Genomic DNA, 21,776 nt, shown 5'->3' on the forward strand with positions numbered 1-21,776 from the left:
GGGAGAGGTGACACAGGGATGCTGTATGCGGCAAAGACCCACATCGGTATGGTGCGCCAGATGAATCAAGACAGTTACAGAGTATTCAAGGTCGACAACAGAATGGTGGCCGTTGTCGCTGACGGGATGGGTGGAGCAGCTGCCGGGGAAATTGCGAGCCAGATGGCTGCAGACGTGGTTGTTCGAGATGTGGAAGCCCGACTGAAAGCCGGAACCGATCCGTCAACTGCGATGCGTGAAGCGATTCAGTTGGCGAACCGCGAGATCTGGAGCACATCGAGATCGAACGTGGACTATTTAGGTATGGGCACAACGCTGGTCGCTGCACTGTACGACCAAGAACAAGTCATTCTCGGGCATGTTGGGGACAGTCGAGCATACTTGTTTCATGAAGGTGTCCTGGCACAGGTCACGCGTGATCACTCTCTGGTTGCAGAACTGGTGCGCCGGGGGCATCTTACGGAAGATGAAGCCCTACATCATCCGCAACGCAATGTCGTAACGCGTTCGCTTGGAACAGCGGAGTGGAGCGATCCGGAGATTGACGTGCTTGCTTGGAACGACGGCGACATGTTGCTGTTGTGTACAGATGGTCTATCAAATTATGTCACGAGCGAGGAAATGACATCCTACCTTGCAATGCTCAACAACGGCGAACAGCCAGTAACGACAGAAAGAGCGGACACGGTGGTTGAAGGGCTCGTGAAACTGACCTTGGATAGAGGTGCGCCCGACAACATCACGCTCATACTCGCTGTGCATCGAAAGGAGATCGGTTCGAGGTGACAGAATTACTCGGGGGCCGCTATGATCTCCAGGAACAGATTGGCAGTGGCGGAATGGCTGTTGTGTACCGAGCGGTCGACACCCTCCTTGGACGACAGGTCGCTGTCAAAATGCTCAGGGCACAGTTCGCTGGGGACGATGAGTTTGTTTCTCGCTTTCGGAGAGAGGCGCAATCCGCCGCAAGTCTTTCCAACCCAAATATTGTAAACTTGTACGATGTCGGCGTGTCAGCTTCGAACGAACACTATATCGTCATGGAGTACGTAGATGGGCCGACCCTCAAGGACGTAATCCGCGAACGCGGCCCGCTGTCGGTAAACGAGTCTCTGGATATCACCATGCAGATTTGCGATGCACTTAAGCACGCGCATGCGCGTCAGATTGTCCACCAAGACATCAAACCGCACAACATCCTGTTGACCAAAACGGGACAGGTAAAGGTTACAGATTTCGGGATTGCTCGAGCCATTACGGGTAATACCATCACGTTGCATCATGACCACTCGGTACTAGGTTCTGTCCATTACTTTTCTCCGGAGCAGGCGCGGGGGGCACCGACAGACGAAAAGAGCGATATCTACTCCTTAGGCGTTGTGATGTACGAAATGCTCACGAAACGACTCCCGTTCTCCGGTGATTCTCCGGTGAGTATCGCGTTGAAACACCTGCGGGACGACTTTGTAGATCCACGTGAGTGGAATCCGGAGATACCACAGAGTGTTGAAAACATCATCCTGCGTTGTCTGACGAAGTCACCCGAAGACAGATACAGTGACATGGCAGCGCTTGAAGTCGATCTGCACGATGCGTTGATTCATCCGGATGTTCCGAAGTACGTTCGTCCGGTTCAAGAACTTGACGAAACGATCGCTGTCCCTGCAATCGGCAACCCGCGCTCATGGGAACCTGAGGAAAAAGGCGCGCCGGAAGTGGCGCCAAAAAAGAAGCGCCGCTGGTGGATGCCGCTCATCTGGACGTTCGTAACACTCATTGTGATTGGCGTTGGCGCGACGGCAGCCTATTATGTCGTCATGGACGCGATTCAGACACCGAATCAGATGTTGCCAAACGTGACTGGGAAGTCAGAAACGGCTGCGCTTCAGTTGCTGAAAACAGCTGGCTTCACCAACAATCAAATCATTGAAAAGAAGGCCACAAACCCTGCTGCGGCAGGAACTGTTTATGAGCAAAGTCCGACCGGTCCCACAGAAGTGAAGCAGGGCCGCACAGTCACGCTTTGGGTCAGCAACGGACCGGAGCAGGTGTTGATGCCGAACCTGGTTGGTGTTCCTTTGCAGGAAGCTGTTACAACGCTCACCAACAATGGCATTGACGTCGCTTCACAAGTGACAAAGCAAGCCACGACAAACAGCACAGCTCAAGCTGGGGTGGTTGTGAGCACCACACCGCAGGCGGGGACGCCAATCACACCAAATACACAAATTGTGCTCCAGTACAGCCAAGGGCAGATGACGACCGTGCCGACCCTTGTAGGATTGCCGCTCAATCAGGCTTTGGCTGCGCTGCAGGCAGCAAATCTGGCACAAGGTCAGATTACGTACTCGCAATATCCGATCCAGAACAACTACGTGTATTCCATCACACCGTATCACGAGGGAGCGCAGGTTCCGGTCGGGACGAAAATCGGCCTCTATGTGGCTCAAAACCCTGGTCAGTCCGGGGGGGGAGTTGGCAACAATACGGGAAACAGCGTCGGCGGCGGTACAGGTAACTCCATCCCGAATAACAACACTGCCGGAACAAACAGTACTACCGGAACAAACAGCACGGGTAATGGGACCGCTTCAATGATCCCGCCGAAACAAGAGACAGTTGAAGTGAAAGTGAGTGACAACAATAACCGGGTGATTCACGTTCAAGTCTATAAAACTGACGCCCGGGACAGTAATGCCTTGGTTGTCGACAAGGTGATTAAGGCAACCTCGAGTTGGATGTTCCGGGTGTACGTAACCCCTGACTATCCTGGGCAAATTATGGTCTATGAAAACGGCCGGCTGCAGCAAAACTATTCTGTCCCATATAACTGACCGAGTGGACGATAGACGGGCAAGGTGCGCGAACGGTTGGAACTGCGGGAGAACAAGGAGGGTTGACATTGGCAATTGGGGTCGTCACGCGAGTGTTGGCTGGTTTCTTTGACGTAACCGATGGCGGGCAGGTCACTCGATGCCGTGCAAGAGGCGTTTTTCGCAAGCGAAACATCACCGTTTTGGTTGGGGACCGCGTGCAGTATCAAGCAACAGGCTCGAACGAAGGATGGATTGAGGAGGTCTTGCCGAGGCAGTCCGAACTTGTGCGCCCGCCAGTTGCCAATGTTACCCAAGCCGTGCTGGTGTTCTCCGCGGGGAATCCAGAGTTTCAGCCCTATCTTTTGGATAAGTCACTGGTTGTTGTCTCTCAGGCTGGCCTTGAGGTGTTGATTGTGATCTCGAAGGTTGATTTGGTGCCTGCCGCTAGGGTGGAGGAAATTGTGACTCCATATCGAGTGGCGGGTTATCGAGTGTTGCTGATGTCCGTGAAGGAGCCAACCGCTGTTGATCTGCTGAAAGGCGAATTGAAGGGTCACACAAGTGTTTTTGTAGGCCCTTCTGGGGTTGGAAAGTCCTCACTCGGAAACGCCTTGTCACCCAGTTTGGGGCTGAAGATGGGGGAAATCAGCGAGAAAATGGGACGTGGGAAACACACCACACGACATACGGAACTGTTTTTTATCGAGGACGATACGTATGTCGCTGACGCTGCGGGGTTCAGTCAGCTTCAGGTGGAGATCCCTTCTCCTCAATTGCGGCTGTATTTTCCTGAGTTTGAGGCATTTTCGGGTGACTGCCCCTACCGTGGTTGTCTGCACATTGATGAGGGGGATTGTGCCGTGAAAGCGGCGGTTGAATCGGCACAGTTGTCCCCCTCTCGGTATCAGAGCTACCAGCAACTCTACGATGAGGTGCGGCACCGGGAGGAGACGAGGTATTGAGCATGTACATAGCACCGTCCATTCTTGCAGCCGATTTCGGCCAACTGGCAAACGAGGTTCATGCGGTTCTCGACGGTGGTGCGGACTGGATCCATATTGACGTCATGGATGGACACTTTGTCCCGAATCTTTCGATGGGAACTACTGTCGTTGATGCACTCAGAAAGCGGTTTGACTGTCATCTCGACGTACATCTGATGGTTGAGGCACCGGAACGATGGGTCGAGATGTTCCTGCACAGCGGGGCGGACAGTATATCTGTGCATGCGGAAGCTACGCCGCACATCCACAGAGTACTCTCCCAGATCCAAAAGGGTGGAGCGAAAGCAGGGTTGGCATTGAACCCTGGCACGCCGCTTACCGTGATTGAGCAGGTCTCTTCCGTGCTTGACATGTTGCTATTGATGTCCGTCAATCCAGGGTTTGGCGGACAGTCGTTTATTCCCGAAACCATCCAAAAGACATCCGCTGCGAGGCGTATCCTCGACGACCTGGGGCGCAGCGATGTTCTGATTGAAGTAGACGGCGGTGTTGATACTACGAATGCAGGTCAACTCGCTGCAGCGGGAGTAAATGTCTTTGTCGCCGGATCGTCGGTATTCTCTGCACCGGATCGCAAGGACGCTGTGGCGAAACTGCGGCTGTCTGCAGAGCAAGCATCCTTGTCGAAGTGACTCTAAGCCCTTGTCCTTTCGAAAGAATTCAGTTTCGGAGGAATGAAACACAGATTCTCACTGTAGGAATATATATAGATATTGATCAGGCGAATGCCCTGACACCTTACGGATCTGTGTTCACCTGACAAGGGAGGGGACCGCAATTGAAGTTCTACACGATTAAGTTGCCCAAATTCCTAGGCGGAATTGTGAAGGCATGTATTGGCGTGTTCTCGAAGGACTGACCCCAATCTAGCGTCAACGTAATGACAACTCCTGGCAGGAGAGCTGTGACCGTGCAAGGCTGCGTCATAGAGCCTCAGTTGCGTGATTCAGGCCGCAGCAAGGAGCCCGGCAGGGCCAGGGATGACAAGGCAGATCGCCCACGACGGGGTGTTCAAGTGATTCGTCCAGTTGCTATTATAGTTGTCAATAAGCTGCAGCTAGGAAGCGAAGCCTGAAAAGCAATGGGATCAGAAAAAAGCACCTGTCGGTGCTTTTTTCTCTATCGGCATATGCGTGCCCGCAGACACGATGCATTCCGAGTTGGCAAACCGTCTCTAGGTCAAACGGCTCGCTGTACTTTACCTGCTTTGAGACAGCGCGTGCACACCTTGATGCGCTTGACAGTTCCGTTCATGTTTACACGAACAGACTGGATGTTCGGAAGCCAACGGCGCCGAGTCTTGTTTTCCGCGTGGCTCACCAGGTTGCCGGTTTGCGGTTGTTTGCCGCACACATCGCAACGTCTTGCCATTCGCCGCACCCCCTTTGAGCCCATCGATTGCTAACCATGTTTATTAGCCTGACTGATGTATTCTAGCACAGTCCATAATTAGCGCGCAACCAGCTGTTTTTGGACGGGTTTTTCCGTTTTGGCTGATTTTGGGGCTCAGGCGTGGTATAGTACAATTGCACAAAGTAGCCAATACGGGGGGTGCCCTCATTGCCGAAAACGATGGACACACCGCTTGGAAACATCGTCATTGACGAGGACGTTATTGCTACAATCTGCGGCCTCGCTGCAATGGACTGTTACGGGTTGGTTGGAATGGCTTCGAGAAAACAAGTCAAGGACAGCCTGAGTGAGCTCCTGGGCAGGGAGAATCCAGGCCGTGGTGTAGAAGTGCGCATCAACGCTGAAGAAGTGTCTGCTGACTTGTATATCATCGTCAGTTACGGCACCAATATCTATGAAGTCGCACAGAATGTACGGGACAAGGTCAGGTATGTGCTCGGTGAAACAACGGGCATTGAAGTCAACCGAGTAAACATCTTCGTTCAGGGTGTGCGGATCTCGGGCCAGAAGTAAGGCGCGGCCTGATATAAGGAGGGCACCCATGTCAGTAGATGCTTCGCTGGATCAACAGCAGTTTTTGGATATGTTTCGGGCCGGGTATGCGAGCCTTGCCCGGCGGGTCTCAGTGGTTAATGGCCTGAACGTGTTCCCTGTGCCGGATGGAGATACCGGAACGAATATGGAACTCAGTTTGGCGGCTGGACTGAAGAGCATGGAAGGTGCTGCGGGGCGCGGTTTCAGAGCGGTACTCGATTCTCTGTCAACTGGACTTTTAATGGGAGCTCGCGGCAACTCCGGTGTCATTTTGTCACAACTGTTGCGCGGGTTCACCAAAGTGAACCTTGTTGCGGAGACCATGGATATAGGAATGTTTGCCCAAGCGCTCAGTGAAGGCGTCCAAATCGCATATCAGGCCGTGGCAAAGCCGGTGGAAGGAACCATCCTTACGGTTGCACGGGAGGCTGCAGCTGCGGGTAAAAAAGCAGCTCGTACAGAACGGAATTTCGCCAGTTGGTTGTCGGTTGTTGTCGACACCGCACAGATGACACTCGACAAGACGCCGACAATGCTTCCAGTCCTAAAGAACGCAGGCGTCGTTGACTCTGGTGGGCAAGGGCTGGTGTTTGTACTCGAAGGATTCTTGGATTTTGTTGTAGGCCGAGTGGTTGACTCAACATCTGCCGGTGAAACGGCCTCGGTGCCTGAACTCCACCTCGATGCAGAACACCATGACGGCGAATTCGGTTATTGTACAGAGGTCCTCATAAGGACAGAGGATCAACCTGTACGAGACGTAGAACAAGCCCTGAGACGACAGCTGGCCACATATGGTGATTCGCTGTTGGTTGTGAGTGCAGAGCCGCTTGTGAAGGTTCATGTGCACACGCTTCACCCAGGACGGGTGATGGAGGACGCACTCCAATTCGGGCCGCTGGTGAAAATTAAAGTCGACAACATGACGGAGCAGTTTGAAACGGTGCACAGACCAGGTGTGCCTGTGAATGACCGCGGACACGAGGATGAACAATACGGCGGAGGCAACGAGCAGGAACCTTCCACCGGAGCGGACGACGAGTTTGGAGGAGCGAAAGGTCCAGTTCTGGTTGCTGTGGCAGCGGGCGCGGGCATTGTAGAGACGTTCCAAAGTATCGGTGTCGATAAGGTCATCGAGGGTGGACAGACGATGAACCCGAGCACCGAGGAGATTGTTCAGGCGGTTCGCTCGGCGCTCGCAGATTCGCGCCAGGAGACGGCCATTATTCTGCCGAACAACAAGAACATTATTTTGGCCGCTGAACAAGCAAAACAAGTTCTTGGCGACAATGTATTCGTTGTCCCCACGGCAGACATTCCGCAGGGGATGGCCGCAGTGCTCGCTTATCTTCCCGGACGGGAGGTTAGCGACAATCTACGCCGCATGAAGTCTGCTGCGGACAAGGCGGTCTCAGGTCAAATCGTACGCGCAGTTCGGGACAGTTTTTATGAAGGGTTGCAGATTCACGAGGGGCAATATCTCGTGTTTGTTAAAGGTGCGCTGGCCGCTGCTTACTCGACAGCCGAGGAGGCGATGGAGGGTGCCATTGCTTCCATGTGGCATGAGGATGCGGAGTTGCTCACTGTTCTCTACGGGCGAGCGCTGAACGAAGAGGATGTGAACGTGGTCCTCTCCGTTACCGAAAAGTGGCCGGACTTAGCGGTCGAAGTTCAGTCGGGTGGTCAGCCGGTGTACGACTACATCCTTGCTTTGGAGTAACGAAATATGATGGACCATATACCAGTAAGCACAATACCGGGAATTGGACAGGCCAAGCAGCTATGCTTGGCCCAGCTTGGTTTAACGACTGTATGGGAACTGTTGCACCATTTTCCGATCCGCTATGAGGACCGGCGGATTCGGCCGATCGACGGGCTCACCGAGCCGACTCCCGTTACGGTTCGTGCTGTTGTGGAAGGAACGGCGGCGGTTCGTTGGCAAGGACGTCGGTCCGTACTCAGGGTGTCGGTTCGCGTGGATAACGGCCAACTGCTGACTGCCGTGTGGTTCAACCAACACTATCTGCGAGAAAAGTTGACCGACGGACGTATCTTGCTCATCAGCGGGAAACTGGACCCTGGCAAGCGAACCCTTGTGGCGTCACACACAGAGTTTCGCATCTCCCACGAACCATCGGCCGACTTCATTCCTGTCTACCGGGTCGTGAAGGGCATCCGTTCTGCTGAACTCAGCAGGCTAATTGTCAAAGCGCTGGATATGTATGGCGGTCAAATTGAAGAGGTCCTTCCGCGCGAACTGGTGTCAAAGTATCGGTTGTGCTCCCACGCCCATGCCCTCGATGCGATGCATCGTCCGGGAGACAGTGCATCGCGGCATCAGGCGCACCGCCGGTTGGCGTTCGAGGAGTTTTTCGTATTCCAGGTCCAATTGCAGGCCTTTCGTGCCTTACAGAAGCGAGCTGCAGAGCGCCCAGTGCTTCAGATTGAACAAGCAGCCTTGTCCACCTTTCGCAACTCGCTTCCGTACCCGTTGACTGGGGCACAGGAACGGGTCGCCAGAGAGATTTTAGCTGACCTGTTAACCTCACACCCGATGGTGCGCCTGCTTCAAGGTGACGTCGGGGCAGGAAAAACGTGGATGGCACTCTGGGCTGCTTTTGCGGTGAGCACAGCAGGGGAACAGATTGCGTTGATGGCTCCAACCGAGATCCTGGCAGAACAGCATTACGAAGAGGCCTGTCGGCGCCTTGAACCGCTCGGGCTCCAAGTTGAGTTTTTGACCGGCGGCACACCGGCAAAGGAACGGAGTCGAATCGTTACTGCGCTTGGGAACGGTGAGACGGACCTTGTAGTTGGGACCCACGCTTTACTGACTGAAGACGTACTGTTCGCCAATCTCGGGCTTGTTGTGGTAGACGAGCAACATCGCTTTGGCGTCACTCAGAGGGAACTTTTGCGTGACAAGGGTAACGGTGTTCACATGCTGATGATGTCCGCTACGCCGATTCCTCGGACGTTGGCGCTTGCGGTTTACGGCGATCTCGATGTATCCGTGCTGGACGAACTCCCTGCCGGACGAAAACCGATTCAAACGTATGTCGTGAAGTCGAAAGACGAAGGGAAGGTTGTTCGGCGGGTCAGGCAACAACTGGCTGTCGGGCAGCAGGCGTACGTGGTGGCTCCGTTGATTGAAGAGAGTGAGACCGGTCAAGACCTTTCATCGGCAACTGAGCTTCTGGCGCATTTGACGGAGGAGTTTGCCGGGTTTACGGTGGCACTTTTACACGGACGAATGGCAAATGCCGAGAAGGATCGCGTGATGCGCGAATTTGCGGTCGGCTCCATTCATGTGTTGGTGAGTACGACGGTGATTGAAGTCGGTATCAATGTCCCGAATGCAACAGTGATGATGGTATATAATGCGGAACGCTTTGGGCTTGCGCAGCTGCATCAGTTGCGTGGGCGCGTTGGCAGAGGAACACATGAAAGCAGCTGTTATTTGTTCTCGGATGCGGCGGGTTCTGGCATTGCCAGAGAGCGGCTGCAGACGTTGGCAGAATCCCAAGACGGCTTTTTAATCGCTGAACGAGACCTCGAACTGCGAGGTCCGGGAGAGTTTCTTGGTGTTCGTCAGAGCGGTTTGCCTGAGTTCTCCGTTGGCGATATCGTTCGTGATTTAAAGGTGATGGAAGTGGCGCGTGATGAGGCTGTTACACTGGTTTCGAACCCTGATTTCTGGCTCCTGCCAAAGTACGGACGCTTACGTGAGGTACTTAAGGCAGAGATGTCTGGACCGCGATCCTGAGGCCAGGGTGCAGACATGTAAGTATTCGACAGACGTTCAGACCCAGCGATTCATGATACAATGAGCGTGGATTTGGCTTGATTGAAATCAGGGAGTGTCGCTGTGGATAGAGGTTTTGCAAAAGGTCGTAACTTTGGTGCGTTATGGGTTTATCTCTTGCCGAAGAGGCTCGTAACCTCGTTTGTTGGGTGGTTTGCGAGGCGGCGTGTGAGTCGGTTCATGATACCGTGGTTTGCCAAGGCTTGTGAGATCGATATCACAGAAGCGGAACTTCCGATGGATGCATACAAGACGTGGGTGCAGTTTTTTTCGAGGGGACTGCGGCCAGGTGCGCGTACGGTTTCTGAAGCGGGAATCACGAGCCCTGTGGATGGAACAGCAAGCGCAAGTGGGAAAATAACTGAGGGAAAACTGATTCAAGCTAAGGGTCAGTTGTACTCCGTAGCGGCACTGATCGGTGAAGTCACCGACTCCAGACGGTTTTACGACGGACAATATATTACCTTGTACCTGAGCCCGCACGACTATCACCGTGTGCACATGCCTTTTGGGGGACGTATTGTCCGCTGGAGGCATATTCCAGGCACTCTGTATCCCGTCAACGCGTCTGGTGTTCGCGGTGTTCCCGGTCTGTTTACAAAGAATGAACGTCTGGTCATCGACGTGGCAACCCCGTCTGGTGAGTTTGCCATGGTATTGGTCGGTGCAACAATTGTTGGCAGTATTCGTACACCTTTTGGACCCGATTATGTGTCGCCCTTCCGACGTCGGAGAGCCGGGATTCGACAGGGAGAGACCTCTGTTGACTTAGCAAAAGGAGCCGAGGTCGGGATGTTTGAATTCGGTTCAACGGTCATTCTGCTCTTTCCGGCGACCTTTCCCATTGACCTTCAGATCACGGAAGGTGAAAAAATTAAAATGGGACAATTGATTGCACATCCGGTTCGACATAAATCGACCTCACGTGCATAGTCGGGTGACATTTCGGGCATGTTGATCCTGAGGTGATGGATCATGAAACCCATTCGTACCGTGGCACATTGGTGTGGGAAGGGTCTTAAGGTCTATTGGCACTGGATGGTGAAAACTGGCGAAGACATGGGTGATATGTACGGACCGTGGTAAATGAAAGTCGGGGAAACCGGTCTGCCCTAGGAAATAAACAGGCGCCATCAGTCAAAACGAGAACCACAGGGTTCTCGTTTTTTTTGTGTTTTTCTGATCATGAGAATAGAGATGCTTGCTCGATCTCTTCAAAACTTGTACAGTGTAGGAGTAATTGAACATGATATTGTGGAAAACTGTGATGGGGTGACAAGTGAATGAAGATTTTGATTGCTGGCGGCGACGGCTTTTGCGGGTGGCCCACGGCTCTTTATTTCTCCGAACGCGGGCACGAAGTAGCCATTGCGGACAGCATGATCCGACGCCAATGGGATGATGAACTTGGGAGTAACTCATTGACTCCGATTGCCACGTTAAAAGAGCGCGTTACGACATGGAAGAATGTATCCGGTAAGGACATCACGATTTTTGTTGGAGACCTGACCGATTATGATTTTGTCGAAAGTATGTTTCGTGCTTTTGAGCCGGATACAATCGTACATTACGCGGAGCAGCGTTCTGCCCCATATTCAATGATTGACCGAAAACATGCGGTGTTCACGCAGATGAACAACGTTGTGGGAACACTGAACGTTTTATATGCGATGAAAGAAGTGGTGCCTGATTGCCACCTGATTAAGTTGGGTACAATGGGTGAGTATGGGACACCAAACATTGACATCGAAGAAGGATACCTGACCGTCGAGCACAACGGGCGCGAGGACGTCTTGCCGTACCCAAAACAACCGTTTTCGTTCTACCATCTCTCAAAAGTACATGACAGCAACAACATCATGTTCACGTGTCGGTCATGGGGCATTCGTGCAACTGACTTGAACCAAGGTGTCGTGTATGGGCTGTGGACGGATGAGACAAAGCGTCACGAGAAGCTGTACAATCGCATCGATTATGATGGTGTCTTCGGTACAGCATTGAACCGGTTCTGTATTCAGGCTGCAGTCGGCCATCCGCTCACTGTTTACGGCAAGGGCGGTCAAACCAGAGCGTTCTTGGATATTCGCGACACCTTGCAATGTGTCGAATTGGCTGCGCTAAATCCGGCTGACAAAGGCGAGTTCCGAGTCTTTAACCAATTTACAGAGCAATTTTCCGTACTTGAACTTGCGGAGCGCGTCGCTGCGGTAGCCAAAGAGATGGGCCTCAACCCTGAAATTGCCCACCTTGAGAACCCGCGCGTCGAGAAGGAACAACACTACTACAACGCAAAACACACGAAGTTGATGGACCTCGGCTTGAAGCCGCATTTGTTGTCCGACGACTTGATTCGCGAACTGATTGAAACGGCAGACAGGTACAAGGATCGCGTTGACTTTGGTGTGATTGCGCCGAATGCGACTTGGAGGTAAGTCTCCGATATGCGGATTGCAATGTTTACGGAAACCTTTTTACCGGGAACTGATGGGGTAATCACCCGACTTTTGGCGACTCTGCGACACCTCGCAGAGGATGGTCACGAAGTCCTGCTCTTTGCTCCCGCCGGCGGCCCGGAAACATATGCGTCTGCGAAGGTGGTAGGTCTCCCGACATTTCGCTTTTTTCTCTACCCGGAAAAACCGTTTGCTTTTCCGAGACGGTTGGTTGGGAAGGCGATCAGAGAGTTTCAGCCTGATTTGATCCACGTTCTGAATCCTGCTTTTCTCGGGCTTGGCGGTATTTACTATGCCCGAAAATGGAACATCCCATTGGTAGCGTCTTTTCACACCAATGTTCCTGCTTACGCGCGCCACTACCATTTGGACTGGCTCGAGCCAGTCCTGTGGTGGTATTTTCGCAGCTTACACAACCGAGCGGAAATCAACCTCTGTACTTCAAGGGCCATGCAAACCGAACTTGAACGCCAGCGCTTTAAGGAAGTTGGTCTTTGGGAGCGTGGCGTTGACGTCGAACTGTATGGGTCTGCGAAGCGATCGGAGGAAATGCGCAAACGGCTGATGGGTGAGGAAGCGACGAATTCAGAGCATCGTCTACTGCTCTATGTGGGTCGATTGGCATCCGAGAAAGGGTTGGAACGACTCCGTGCGCTGTTGGATGCGAATCCAAATGTGCACTTGGCCATTGTTGGCGACGGACCACATCGCCGCCCACTGGAGCAAGTATTTGCAGGCAGTCAGGCGAATTTCGTTGGGTATCTTCATGGCCGTGAGTTGGCTGAAGCGTATGCTTCGGCTGACGGATTCGTATTTCCTTCGACGACGGAGACACTGGGCTTGGTGTTGTTTGAGGCAATGGCAGCAGGTCTGCCCATCATGGCAGCGCATAGTGAGCCAACACGGGAGGTACTTGAGAACGGAGCCGCAGGCGTCATTTTCGATTCTCTCGACCCAATCAGCATGCAAACAGCTGCTCACAGCATACTTTATGATGATGCGGTGAGAGATTCGGTCAGAAATCGAGGTTATGCGATTGCCGGGGACCTGGACTGGGAAGGACCAACCAGGCAACTTCTGAATCATTACCAACGAGTTTTGGCGAACGAAGTCAAAGTTGGCAGGGCTGTGCATGATGGAAGAAGCTAGGACTGTGTATGGTGGGAGAAACTGGGGCTGCGTATGATGAAAGAGCTAGGACTGTTATGAAGAAGTCCAGTCTGGCAGCCTGGGAAGATGTCAGCGTACATGAAGATGTCAGCGTACATGAAGAAGTCAGTGTACATGAAGAAGTCAGTGTACATGAAGAAGTCAGTGTACATGAAGATTCCCGGACTGGCCATATGATATAAGAAGTTGATGTTGGGGTGGGGAACTGTTTCAGGAGGAGGCTGTGATGTGCCATCAACATCCGTGGCACCAGTAAGCGTAAAACATTCCATTAAACGATATACCAAGTTCATACTTGTCGGGCTATCGAATGGACTGGTCGATCTCGCTGTGCTGAACCTCCTGATGGTTATGATACCGAATCATAGTGCGCGCGTTCTCGTCCTTGAAAACACGCTCGCTGTTGCCTGTGCGATAGCAAACAGTTACGTGCTGAATCGTCACTGGACCTTTGCTGACAAGTCTGACGGGAGTTCGCGGGAGACAGTCTTGTTCTTTGCTCAAGCTCTCCTAAATATCGTACTCAACGACGTGATACTTGGATGGTGTACAAACTATCTGGTATTTTCTCGAAATATACCGCTGTTCGTCAGCAGTAACACGTCAAAGGCGTTGGCCATGTTCTTGTCATCATCAGTCAGCTACCTGTTTATGCAATTTGTTGTCTTTCGCGGTGTCAGACGCCGCCGCGGTGTCCGGGATTAGGGTAAGATAGGATGTTAACGAGCCCCAGGGGGTAACCCACCTGGGGCTTTTCGTATACGGGCGCGCCCAGAGGCGCGCTCTACTGTGAGGGGTGGTCGCCACCTTGGGTGGCCTCCAGTCTCCGCCAGGCAGTAGCGGAACTGAGTTCCGCTGTTGGGGGTGGCCTTCCGCCTTCGCCAGGCAGTAGCGGAACTGAGTTCCGCTGTTGGGGGTGGCATCCGGTCTCCGCCGGGCAGTAGCGGAACTGAGTTCCGCTGTGAGGGGTGGCCTTCCGCCTTCGTGAGGCAGTAGCGGAACTGAGTTCCGCTGTTGGGGGTGGCCTTCCGCCTTCGCCAGGCAGTAGCGGAACTGAGTTCCGCTGTTGGGAGTGGCCTTCCGCCTTCGTGAGGCAGTAGCGGAACTGAGTTCCGCTGTTGGGAGTGGCCTCCGGTCTCCGCCAGGCAGTAGCGGAACTGAGTTCCGCTGTTGGGAGTGGCCTCCGGTCTTCGCCAGGCAGTAGCGGAACTGAGTTCCGCTGTGAGGGGTGGCCTTCCGCCTTCGTGAGGCAGTAGCGGAACTGAGTTCCGCTGTTGGGAGTGGCCTTCCGCCTTCGTGAGGCAGTAGCGGAACTGAGTTCCGCTGTTGGGGGTGGCCTTCCGCCTTCGTGAGGCAGTAGCGGAACTGAGTTCCGCTGTTGGGAGTGGCCTCCGGCCTCCGCCAGGCAGTAGCGGAACTGAGTTCCGCTGTTGGGGGTGGCCTTCCGCCTTCGCCAGGCAGTAGCGGAACTGAGTTCCGCTGTTGGGGGTGGCCTCCGGTCTCCGCTAGTCAGTAGCGGAACTGAGTTCCGCTGTTGGGGGGAGCCTTCCGCCTTCGTGAGGCAGTAGCGGAACTGAGTTCCGCTGTTGGGGGCAGTGGCAGTCGCAGTCGTAGTCGCAGTCGCCACCGATTGGAACCTGTGTGCCAGGGTGACTATGTTGCGTTCACCCTGTTCACCCTGTTCACCCTGTTCACCCTGTTTACGTTCTTCACCCCCTCCTTCATCCTCTTAAAGTTTTATCAGCGATAGTCGGGTGCGACGGCTGTCCAAGGGAGTACAGACTCCACCTTCGCTCCAAGGTTCAGCAGTTTTCGTTCCGCAAAAGCGGGGCCCACCAACTGCAACCCAACAGGGAGGCCGTCGGCTGCGGTTCCGCACGGTACGGTAAGGGCGGGCAGGCCGCTCAGATTCCACGGGTTGGTATAGCGCGTCAAATGTGCCCGCACATTGACTTCATGCGCCTTGATATGTGCCTTAAACTGTCCGATATCCGTCGCTGTAAGCGGCGTCGTCGGGGTGACAAGCAGATCGACAGGCTTGCTGAAGACCTCACGCAGCCCTGCTTTGAACTGCCTTCTAAAGCGGTAGGCGGATACCAGGTCGGCTCCAGAGACCTCTGCACCTGCTTCAAGGCGTCTGCGTACATCATCACCGTACAAGGTTGCCTCTTTGAGCAGGGATCTGTGAACGTCTAGTGCTTCCGAAGAAATGACGATGGTTTGATTTTGCGGTACATCGTGAATCAGTGGAATGTCGAGCTCAATGAGCGTTGCACCGGCACGTTCGAGCTGATGCAAAGCCTGTGAGATGACCTGAAGCACGTTGGAGTGACACCTGTCAAAGAAAAATTGGCGCGGTACGCCAAGTCGTACTCCAGCCAACGGTTTGTCATGGGAGACCGTCTGAGGTACATAGCTTTGGGACATTGTGCGAGCGGATGTTTCATCCAGCGGGTCAAAGCCTGCCATCGCATCGAGTAACAGCGCAAGATCCGTGACCGTTTTACCCATTGGCCCCACGTGATCGAGGGAGTTTGCGAGCGGGAAGACCCCAAACTTACTGACCAGCCCGTAAGTGGGCTTTAATCCGGCGTGCCCGGTGAGGGCTGCAGGGATACGCACGCTTCCACCTGTGTCCGTACCGAGTCCCGCGAAAGCAAGACCAGCCGTGATAGCTACTGACGTTCCACCGCTTGAGCCACCTGCAATTTTACCCCGGTTCCACGGGTTGCGTGCGTTTCCGTAGTGCGGGTTCTCAGTCGTCGTGCCGTATGCGTATTCGTGTAGATTTGTCTTTCCGATCACGATGACTCCTGCTTGCAACAGACGCTGGACTGCAGTGGCTGTGTCTTTGGCGATGTGTGATCGGTAATGACGTCCGCCGTAGGTGCTTGGCGTACCTTCTATATCAAAGAGGTCTTTTACGCAGATTGGAATACCGGCAAGTGGGGGTAAGACTTCACCGTTCGCACGCCGGTTATCAAACTGGTCTGCTCGAGCCATCGCTTCGTCTCGATTGACCCATATGTACGCGGACAACCCTGGATCGTACTTATCAATTCGTTCAAACAGATTTTGCACCAACTCTGCAGATGACAGTTGTTTGGTGTTCAGGGCATCGAGAGTAGTTGTAAGGTCCCACATCCAGGGCTTCAAGGTTGTCTCCTCCTTTAGAATCAAAGCTGACAAGTCAGAATCAAAGCTGACAGGTCAGAATCAAAGCTGACAAGTCAGAATCAAAGCTGACAAGTCAGAATCAAAGCTGACAAGTCAGAATCAAAGCCGAGGTTTCAATGGCGAGGCAATTGTCACGGACATGAAAAACAGTCGGCGGCCGCAGATGCTGCACCAACCGACTGGGGAGGTTACATTCGAGATGCAACAGACAGACCGTTCAACCTTTCACGTCAAGAAGCATGTACCCGGCCCGCTCGAGCTGTTCACAGAGCTCTTTAAACTTTGGAGTCGGGGAGACTTTCAAGATGAGTCGTCGGTTCAACGCATCGCGTCTTGCGTCGAAGGTAACGGCTGTCACCACGTTTACACCAAGACGGTGGGTGATGGTGAATAAGCGCTGCAGAGCCCCCTCGACGTCTGCCATTCCGAGTAAAATGCGTTGGGTTTCGACATTGGTTGCAAATGCGACCGACAAAGCGTGGTTCACGTCGCTGCGCTTGACGATCCCGATTAATCGCCCGTCTTCGACGATTGGCACGAACGGGTGTCTCGTGATAATTTCGAGCGTGTCTTCAAAAAAGCTTTCCCGGGTCAGTGTCGGAACTGAGGTGTCGACACACGTACGAATATCGTGTTGTACGAAGTCCGCATACGAGGTGCCTTCTGCAACAACTTGCTGGAATTGCTCAAAAATGGTGCGTTTACTTACCATACCGAGGAAAGCTCCGTCTTCTGTCAGACACGGGAGACTTAAGTGGCCTGCCATTTTAGTCAGGACAGCGTCAATCGTCTCGTTCTCCTGAACCATGGTAAGCTTACTGGATTCTGTAATTGCATTGCGGATGAACATGTTATCCACCTCCGTTGCCGATGGAGCAAGTATACTATGACAAACTGGAAAATGGATCGACTTTTGCGACATTTGAAAAATATTTTCCAGCTTATCAGAAACAGGGAACAATCTAGTAGAAACAAACCCCTGAACAGCAGAAAACCCACGCCCGGGTACGCGTGGGTTCTGCCGTTTGGTGAGTCGACGACTGTCAGCTCACCAAACGATTCTGGGAGAGGAGAAACCGGAGGAAGCGCTTATGGGGAACTAAGCCTTCACCCGCGGTTGCCTACAACAGCTGTTGCCGTTGTTAGTTCTAGCATAACCTGGATGAGCAGAGGATATACTTGCGGGGCAAGGAAGCTGAAAAGAATGATTGATGTGGTACAGTAGAGGTGACAGTGAGCGACGGACAAGGGGTGAAGATTTGCGCGTAATCAGCGGCATTTGGAAAGGCAGACCGCTCAGCGCACCGCCCGGTACGCTGGCACGTCCGACTACAGATAGAGTGAAAGAGTCGATGTTTAACTTGATGGGGCCGAACTGGGGCGGCGAGGTGGCTGTCGATATGTTTGCAGGATCCGGTGCCCTCGGCATCGAGGCTCTGAGCCGAGGGGCCAGCCATTCGGTGTTCATAGATAAAAGCTCAAAGAGCATAGATACCGTTAAAGCGAACCTAACGAATTTGGGTGCAATGACAGAGGCAACGCTTATCGTTGCTGACTGGGCAACCGGCTGGAAGCGTGCAACAGCGGAGCGAAGTCAGGTCGGCTGGGTATTTGTTGATCCGCCTTATGCGAAACAATTGTGGGAGCCTGTCTTGCACACTATCGCAGAGAGCGGGATAGTCGTCCAATTTGGTATCCTTTGTGAACATCCCAAAGCATTTTTACTGCCCGACGCGGTCGGGAGACTCGTCAGGGCCAAAGAGCGTACGTACGGTGATATATCCGTGACAATATATCGAGACGAACACGACGACTAGAGGTGGCAGACAATGCAACGTGCTATCTATCCCGGGTCATTCGATCCGATGACGAACGGTCACTTAGACATCATCAAGAACGCCAGCAGGTTATTTGAGACATGCATCGTTGCGGTGCTGCACAATCCAGACAAACGAGGTTTGTTTTCGGTGGATGAACGGATCGGCCTGATTCAGGAAGCGGTTCGTCCGTACAAGAATGTTCAGGTAGACTCGTTTTCCGGATTGCTCGCTGACTATGCACGAATTCAACATGCACACGTTGTCGTTCGCGGTTTACGATCCGTGCAGGATTTTGAAGCGGAAGTCCCAATGGCCCACATGAACCGTCGCTTGAATCATGACCTCGTGACTGTTTTCTTGGCGTCAAGTCTCGAAGTAGCGGATATCAGCTCGTCCTTGGTGAAGCAAATCGCGATGCATGGCGGAGACCTCAGTGCCACAGTCCCGCCCAATGTCGCCGTTGCACTGAAGGCGAAGTTCGCGCGGTAACTGTCGGCTTGTCATTCCGGTTTGCACGGAACCCGAGTTTCGAGGCAAAGAGGTGAAGCTGGGTGAACAGAAAGAAGATTGGTATCGCTCTCGGTTCGGGAGGTGCCAAAGGATTTGCACATGTCGGTGTGCTCAAAGCTCTGGAGGAACATCACATCCCAGTTGACCTTGTCAGTGGCTCGAGCATGGGAAGCCTGGTTGGAGCCTTTTATGCAACCGGTATGCGGCCAGATTTTATGGATAGATTGGCTCGATCGCTCACCTGGCGTCACTGGGTGGATGTCACGGTACCCAGAGTTGGCCTAGTTGCTGGGAAGAAAATCCACGATATGGTCACACTGTTGACTAGAGGTACAGAGTTCGCTCAGATTGATATGCCCCTAGCTATTGTGGCTACGGAGCTCCTGAGCAAGCGGCTAGTCACGTTTACAAGTGGCAGGATTTCGGACGCGGTGCGGGCAAGCATTTCGATTCCAGGCGTGTTTGTACCTTATGTACGAGAAGACGGTGTTTACGTCGATGGCGGTGTGATGGAACGTGTTCCGGTTGCTGCTGCACGCGATCTTGGGGCAGACGTTGTGATTGCAGTTGATGTGGCGGCCTTCATGAAACACGAGGTGCCAGGAACGATGATGGACGTCATTATGATGTCTCTCGATGCAATGACCGATCAACTCGTTCAACAGCGCTTACCAACCGCCGATTTGTGCATCACCCCTAATCTGTCGGACATTGGAACATCCCAGTTTTCGCGGGCAGCCGAGGCGATTGAGATCGGCTATCAAACCACATTGTCGTTGATGAGCAAGATTCGAGAACTTGTTGGTCTGCCTCAAACTGACAGTGTTGGCGAAGAACAGGTCGAGGATTCATAGAAACGGACCGTGGTTTCGGCGAGAATATGATAGAGCCTGTAAAGAGTTATAGAAACTGCAGTGTTAAGGAAAACTCATTGACACAGGAACGTGTCCTCGGTATACTCAAATCTGTTGTCTGTAAAGGTGGTACCCCGTGATAATCGACTTTCGAGATCTGCGTAAAAACGACGGATTGCTGGTGAAGCACGAAGAACTGCAGATACCTGAGATTGCCTCTGCGCACGTTCAGGTTGAAGAACTTTCACCCGCCGATGTTCAGGTAGAGGCACGGCTTGTCGATGACGTTTGTACCGTCAACGGTAACGTCAGGTACTCTGTCACGTATAACTGCACTCGCTGTCTCGAGCCGTTTGTGGCTAAACAAGAGACTGTGCTGTTTGAGGAGTTTACGGAGGACGCCAGGCGTGTCAACGACGACGTACATCTGGCGCCGCAGGGAATTGCAGAACTCGATCCTTGGGTTGAACAGGCCATCCACTTGGACATTGAGTTTTTCCCGGTTTGCAAATCTGACTGTCGTGGGCTGTGTCCGGTCTGCGGCGTCAACCGCAATCATCAGGATTGCAATTGTGACGTCACGACGATTGATCCGCGTTTGGCGGCACTTTCAGACTTGCTTTCTACCGATGAATCAGAGTAAGATTGTGAGCGGTAATCCGCGAAGGGGGTGTCACAATGGCAGTACCGCAACATAGAACGTCGAAAACCAGAAAACGTCTGCGTCGCACGCACTTTAAGCTTCAGTTGCCAGGGATGGTTGAATGCCCCCAATGCGGCGAGTACAAGTTGGCGCACCGCGTGTGCCCGAGCTGTGGTTCCTACAAAGGACGTACCGTCTTGAATGTAAAGTAACCAAGTGATGAAAAGGGTTGGTACTGTTTCAGTACCAACCCTTTCCTTATCTTACAGCCCACTCAAAGAAGGGCTTGAAAGCGCATTCTTGGCTGTTGTTTTCCATTGTTATTGTAGTAGTATTATCATGGTTGTCGGATAGTAAGTACGGATAGCGCAAGGGGGCAGGAGCATGTCTAGTCAAACGCTTGATAAGTTTCTCCATGAAGGCTTGGAAGACTTAAAGAGCCAGGGGTTATACAACGTCATCGATCCGCTCGAGAGTGCAAATGGGCCGACGATTCAGATTCAGGGTCGGCAACTGATCAATCTTTCTTCAAACAACTACCTTGGACTTGCAACCGATGAACGGCTGATTCACGCCTGTGTCGAAGCAACCAAGTTTGCGGGCGTTGGCGCTGGTGCCGTACGAACCATTAACGGCACACTCGCGGTGCATGTAGAATTGGAGAAAAAGCTCGCTGAATTTAAACACACAGAGGCAGCTATCGCGTTTCAATCCGGTTTCAACTGCAATATGGGTGCCATCTCAGCTGTTATGGATGCGAATGACGCCATTTTATCTGATGAATTGAACCACGCCTCGATTATCGACGGCTGTCGCCTATCACGGGCAAAAATCATCCGCTATAAACACTCTGATATGGATGACCTAAGAAAGCAGGCAAAGGAAGCCAGAGATTCTGGGAAGTACCAGAAGCTGATGGTGATTACCGATGGCGTGTTTTCGATGGACGGCGACGTCGCAAAACTTCCAGAGATCATCGCGATCGCGGATGAATATGATCTCATTACTTACGTGGATGATGCACACGGCTCTGGTGTGATGGGCGGCGGTGCAGGCACGGTGGCGCACTTTGGTCTGTCCGACAAGGTTGACTTCCAGATTGGAACGCTCTCTAAGGCTATTGGTGTCGTTGGGGGGTATGTCGCAGGTCGGCAGGAACTGATTGACTGGCTGAAGGTTCGCGCTCGGCCGTTCTTGTTCTCCACATCGCTCACACCGGGTTCGGCAGCAGCGTGTATCACAGCGCTCGATATCCTCATGAGCAGCACGGAGTTGCATGACAAACTGTGGGCGAACGCCAACTACTTCAAAAAGGGTCTCAAGGACCTCGGATTTGACATCGGCCACAGCGAGAGCCCTATCACCCCTTGCATCATCGGGGAAGAAGTACTGACGCAAGAGTTCAGCAAACGGCTCTATGATAACGGTGTTTATGCCAAGTCGATTGTATTTCCGACTGTTCCACGCGGAACCGGACGAGTTCGGAACATGCCGACGGCTGCGCATACCAAAGAGATGTTAGACAGCGCCTTATCCATCTACGAAAAGGTCGGGAAGGAACTCGCCATCCTCTAGTG

The 21,776-nt window shown here is 53.0% G+C and carries 22 protein-coding genes; 19 read left to right on the forward strand and 3 right to left on the reverse strand.

Annotation, left to right across the window (positions count from 1 at the left end):
- The first annotated feature begins 18 nt into the window (after nucleotides 1-18).
- The 5 genes from AN477_RS03085 to spoVM all read left to right on the forward strand — a co-directional run bounded on the left by AN477_RS03085 (nucleotide 19) and on the right by spoVM (nucleotide 4,679).
- Complete coding sequence (locus tag AN477_RS03085; protein ID WP_054967692.1) at nucleotides 19-786, forward strand: Stp1/IreP family PP2C-type Ser/Thr phosphatase; 768 nt, start codon at nucleotides 19-21, stop codon at nucleotides 784-786.
- The gene (pknB, locus tag AN477_RS03090; protein WP_157061783.1) at nucleotides 783-2,834 is read left to right on the forward strand and encodes a Stk1 family PASTA domain-containing Ser/Thr kinase; all 2,052 of its coding nucleotides are present in this window, start codon (nucleotides 783-785) and stop codon (nucleotides 2,832-2,834) included. The genes AN477_RS03085 and pknB overlap by 4 nt, the downstream gene beginning before the upstream one ends.
- A 68-nt stretch (nucleotides 2,835-2,902) precedes the next feature.
- On the forward strand, nucleotides 2,903-3,778 hold the full coding sequence (rsgA, locus tag AN477_RS03095; RefSeq protein ID WP_054967693.1) for a ribosome small subunit-dependent GTPase A: 876 nt from the start codon (nucleotides 2,903-2,905) through the stop codon (nucleotides 3,776-3,778).
- A 2-nt stretch (nucleotides 3,779-3,780) separates the two neighbouring features.
- Nucleotides 3,781-4,452: a ribulose-phosphate 3-epimerase gene (gene rpe, locus AN477_RS03100; protein ID WP_054967751.1), complete on the forward strand. Its 672-nt coding sequence runs from the start codon at nucleotides 3,781-3,783 to the stop codon at nucleotides 4,450-4,452.
- 146 nt (nucleotides 4,453-4,598) lie between these two features.
- A complete protein-coding gene (spoVM, locus tag AN477_RS03105; RefSeq protein ID WP_054967694.1) occupies nucleotides 4,599-4,679 on the forward strand; it encodes a stage V sporulation protein SpoVM in 81 nt (26 codons plus the stop codon).
- A 320-nt stretch (nucleotides 4,680-4,999) separates the two neighbouring features.
- Here the strand turns inward: spoVM and rpmB are convergent, their stop codons facing one another.
- On the reverse strand, nucleotides 5,000-5,191 hold the full coding sequence (gene rpmB / locus AN477_RS03110; protein ID WP_054967695.1) for a 50S ribosomal protein L28: 192 nt from the start codon (nucleotides 5,189-5,191) through the stop codon (nucleotides 5,000-5,002).
- A gap of 189 nt (nucleotides 5,192-5,380) precedes the next feature.
- On the opposite strand from rpmB, the gene AN477_RS03115 reads away from it, so the two are divergent.
- From AN477_RS03115 to AN477_RS03145, 8 genes are all read left to right on the forward strand, one after another.
- On the forward strand, nucleotides 5,381-5,746 hold the full coding sequence (locus tag AN477_RS03115) for an Asp23/Gls24 family envelope stress response protein (protein ID WP_211265941.1): 366 nt from the start codon (nucleotides 5,381-5,383) through the stop codon (nucleotides 5,744-5,746).
- A 28-nt stretch (nucleotides 5,747-5,774) separates the two neighbouring features.
- On the forward strand, nucleotides 5,775-7,487 hold the full coding sequence (locus AN477_RS03120; protein WP_054967696.1) for a DAK2 domain-containing protein: 1,713 nt from the start codon (nucleotides 5,775-5,777) through the stop codon (nucleotides 7,485-7,487).
- Between the two features lie 6 nt (nucleotides 7,488-7,493).
- Complete coding sequence (recG, locus tag AN477_RS03125; protein ID WP_054967697.1) at nucleotides 7,494-9,533, forward strand: ATP-dependent DNA helicase RecG; 2,040 nt, start codon at nucleotides 7,494-7,496, stop codon at nucleotides 9,531-9,533.
- A 102-nt stretch (nucleotides 9,534-9,635) separates the two neighbouring features.
- Complete coding sequence (asd, locus tag AN477_RS03130; RefSeq protein ID WP_054967698.1) at nucleotides 9,636-10,505, forward strand: archaetidylserine decarboxylase; 870 nt, start codon at nucleotides 9,636-9,638, stop codon at nucleotides 10,503-10,505.
- A 350-nt stretch (nucleotides 10,506-10,855) separates the two neighbouring features.
- Nucleotides 10,856-12,004, forward strand: coding sequence for an NAD-dependent epimerase/dehydratase family protein (locus tag AN477_RS03135; RefSeq protein WP_054967699.1), 1,149 nt, complete (start codon nucleotides 10,856-10,858; stop codon nucleotides 12,002-12,004).
- A 9-nt stretch (nucleotides 12,005-12,013) separates the two neighbouring features.
- Complete coding sequence (locus tag AN477_RS03140) at nucleotides 12,014-13,174, forward strand: glycosyltransferase family 4 protein (protein WP_054967700.1); 1,161 nt, start codon at nucleotides 12,014-12,016, stop codon at nucleotides 13,172-13,174.
- A gap of 56 nt (nucleotides 13,175-13,230) precedes the next feature.
- Nucleotides 13,231-13,377, forward strand: a complete 147-nt coding sequence (locus AN477_RS24210; protein ID WP_157061784.1) for a hypothetical protein — start codon at nucleotides 13,231-13,233, stop codon at nucleotides 13,375-13,377.
- 46 nt (nucleotides 13,378-13,423) lie between these two features.
- A complete protein-coding gene (locus AN477_RS03145) occupies nucleotides 13,424-13,900 on the forward strand; it encodes a GtrA family protein (protein ID WP_054967701.1) in 477 nt (158 codons plus the stop codon).
- 1,035 nt (nucleotides 13,901-14,935) lie between these two features.
- On the opposite strand, the gene AN477_RS03150 is transcribed toward AN477_RS03145, so the two are convergent.
- The gene (locus AN477_RS03150) at nucleotides 14,936-16,351 is read right to left on the reverse strand and encodes an Asp-tRNA(Asn)/Glu-tRNA(Gln) amidotransferase GatCAB subunit A (RefSeq protein ID WP_054967702.1); all 1,416 of its coding nucleotides are present in this window, start codon (nucleotides 16,349-16,351) and stop codon (nucleotides 14,936-14,938) included.
- Nucleotides 16,352-16,589: 238 nt separating this feature from the next.
- Nucleotides 16,590-17,222 (reverse strand): CBS domain-containing protein, encoded by a 633-nt coding sequence (locus AN477_RS03155; RefSeq protein WP_054967703.1) that lies wholly within the window; start codon nucleotides 17,220-17,222, stop codon nucleotides 16,590-16,592.
- Nucleotides 17,223-17,631: 409 nt separating this feature from the next.
- Here AN477_RS03155 and rsmD point away from each other — a divergent pair, with 409 nt between their 5' ends.
- The 6 genes from rsmD to AN477_RS03180 all read left to right on the forward strand — a co-directional run bounded on the left by rsmD (nucleotide 17,632) and on the right by AN477_RS03180 (nucleotide 21,774).
- Complete coding sequence (gene rsmD, locus AN477_RS03160; protein WP_054967704.1) at nucleotides 17,632-18,189, forward strand: 16S rRNA (guanine(966)-N(2))-methyltransferase RsmD; 558 nt, start codon at nucleotides 17,632-17,634, stop codon at nucleotides 18,187-18,189.
- A gap of 12 nt (nucleotides 18,190-18,201) precedes the next feature.
- The gene (gene coaD / locus AN477_RS03165; RefSeq protein ID WP_054967705.1) at nucleotides 18,202-18,681 is read left to right on the forward strand and encodes a pantetheine-phosphate adenylyltransferase; all 480 of its coding nucleotides are present in this window, start codon (nucleotides 18,202-18,204) and stop codon (nucleotides 18,679-18,681) included.
- Between the two features lie 62 nt (nucleotides 18,682-18,743).
- Nucleotides 18,744-19,556 carry a patatin-like phospholipase family protein gene (locus tag AN477_RS03170; RefSeq protein WP_054967706.1) on the forward strand — a complete coding sequence of 271 codons (813 nt, stop codon included), beginning with the start codon at nucleotides 18,744-18,746 and terminating at the stop codon, nucleotides 19,554-19,556.
- A gap of 136 nt (nucleotides 19,557-19,692) precedes the next feature.
- Nucleotides 19,693-20,199 carry a YceD family protein gene (locus tag AN477_RS03175; protein WP_054967707.1) on the forward strand — a complete coding sequence of 169 codons (507 nt, stop codon included), beginning with the start codon at nucleotides 19,693-19,695 and terminating at the stop codon, nucleotides 20,197-20,199.
- A gap of 35 nt (nucleotides 20,200-20,234) precedes the next feature.
- Nucleotides 20,235-20,411: a 50S ribosomal protein L32 gene (rpmF, locus tag AN477_RS23620; protein ID WP_083485901.1), complete on the forward strand. Its 177-nt coding sequence runs from the start codon at nucleotides 20,235-20,237 to the stop codon at nucleotides 20,409-20,411.
- A gap of 172 nt (nucleotides 20,412-20,583) precedes the next feature.
- Entirely contained in the window at nucleotides 20,584-21,774 is a 1,191-nt protein-coding gene (locus tag AN477_RS03180; RefSeq protein ID WP_054967708.1) for a glycine C-acetyltransferase, read from the forward strand.
- The last annotated feature ends 2 nt before the right edge of the window (nucleotides 21,775-21,776 follow it).

The organism is Paenalicyclobacillus ferrooxydans, from assembly GCF_001399675.1.
Taxonomy (GTDB): Bacteria; Bacillota; Bacilli; order Alicyclobacillales; family Alicyclobacillaceae; genus Alicyclobacillus_B; species Alicyclobacillus_B ferrooxydans.

Excerpts from the sequence above, each read along its gene's own strand:
- AN477_RS03140 (WP_054967700.1), top strand. The coding sequence starts at position 12,014 with ATGCGGATTGCAATGTTTACGGAAACCTTTTTACCGGGAACTGATGGG.
- AN477_RS03085 (WP_054967692.1), top strand. The coding sequence starts at position 19 with ATGCTGTATGCGGCAAAGACCCACATCGGTATGGTGCGCCAGATGAAT.
- AN477_RS03120 (WP_054967696.1), top strand. The coding sequence starts at position 5,775 with ATGTCAGTAGATGCTTCGCTGGATCAACAGCAGTTTTTGGATATGTTT.
- rpe (WP_054967751.1), top strand. The coding sequence starts at position 3,781 with ATGTACATAGCACCGTCCATTCTTGCAGCCGATTTCGGCCAACTGGCA.
- AN477_RS03155 (WP_054967703.1), bottom strand. The coding sequence starts at position 17,222 with ATGTTCATCCGCAATGCAATTACAGAATCCAGTAAGCTTACCATGGTT.
- AN477_RS03180 (WP_054967708.1), top strand. The coding sequence starts at position 20,584 with ATGTCTAGTCAAACGCTTGATAAGTTTCTCCATGAAGGCTTGGAAGAC.
- coaD (WP_054967705.1), top strand. The coding sequence starts at position 18,202 with ATGCAACGTGCTATCTATCCCGGGTCATTCGATCCGATGACGAACGGT.
- AN477_RS24210 (WP_157061784.1), top strand. The coding sequence starts at position 13,231 with ATGAAGAAGTCCAGTCTGGCAGCCTGGGAAGATGTCAGCGTACATGAA.
- AN477_RS03135 (WP_054967699.1), top strand. The coding sequence starts at position 10,856 with ATGAAGATTTTGATTGCTGGCGGCGACGGCTTTTGCGGGTGGCCCACG.
- recG (WP_054967697.1), top strand. The coding sequence starts at position 7,494 with ATGATGGACCATATACCAGTAAGCACAATACCGGGAATTGGACAGGCC.
- rpmF (WP_083485901.1), top strand. The coding sequence starts at position 20,235 with ATGGCAGTACCGCAACATAGAACGTCGAAAACCAGAAAACGTCTGCGT.
- rpmB (WP_054967695.1), bottom strand. The coding sequence starts at position 5,191 with ATGGCAAGACGTTGCGATGTGTGCGGCAAACAACCGCAAACCGGCAAC.